The 1,027-nt window shown below is 38.7% G+C and carries 1 protein-coding gene; it reads right to left on the bottom strand.

Going from position 1 to position 1,027, the window contains the following annotated elements; all coding sequences use genetic code 11:
- Positions 1–1,027, bottom strand: a 1,027-nt coding sequence (locus AC1DTM_RS28280) for a toprim domain-containing protein (protein ID WP_477001465.1), incomplete at both ends; no start/stop codon positions are given.

Raw genomic sequence — 1,027 nt, 5'->3', positions numbered from 1 at the left:
ATGCATATTCAATTACTTCACTTTTCCCTTTTCCTTTACTTACTTTATATAAAGGTGGAAGTGCGATAAATACTTTACCAGCTTCAATAAGTGGTTTCATGTAACGGTAGAAGAACGTCAGTAGTAACACTTGAATATGTGCTCCATCCGTATCTGCATCGGTCATAATAACAACTTTATCGTAGTTAATATCTTCAACAGCGAACTCATTCCCTACGCCGCCGCCAATTGCGTAAATAATCGTATTGATCTCTTCATTCTTAAAAATATCAGCAAGCTTTGCTTTTTCCGTGTTAATTACTTTACCACGTAATGGTAGCACCGCTTGGAAACGGCGATCTCGCCCTTGCTTTGCTGAACCACCAGCCGAGTCACCCTCTACTAAATACAATTCGTTTTTCTGAGGATTACGTGATTGCGCAGGTGTTAACTTCCCGCTTAAAGTACCTTCTGATTTTTTCTTCTTCTTACCAGTACGTGCTTCTTCTCTCGCTTTACGAGCAGCCTCACGTGCTTGCGCTGCTTTAATCGCCTTTCTCACAAGAAGTGTAGCTACATCTGGATTTTCTTCTAAAAAGTAAGCTAAATGCTCAGATACAATTGCATCAATTGAAGAACGAGCTTCACTTGTACCTAGTTTCCCTTTCGTTTGCCCTTCAAACTGGAGTACGTCTTCTGGTACACGTACAGAAACAATCGAAGCTAATCCTTCACGAATATCTGTACCCTCTAAATTTTTGTCTTTTTCTTTTAATAAAGAAACTTTACGAGCATACTCATTGAACACACGTGTCATTGCTGTTTTAAATCCAGCTTCGTGTGTACCACCGTCTTTTGTACGTACATTATTTACAAACGAAAGAATGTTTTCTGAGTAACCATCATTAAACTGAAACGCTAACTCTGCTTCAATTCCATTTTGCTCACCCGAGAAATATACAACTGGATGAATCGAATCTTTCTCTTCGTTTAAGTATGAAACGAAAGCCTCAATTCCTGTTTCATAATGAAACACATCTTCTAAATC

The sequence above is a fragment of the Bacillus sp. P4_D3 genome (genome assembly GCF_056401855.1).
This window is presented reverse-complemented; position numbering and strand designations above follow the sequence as displayed.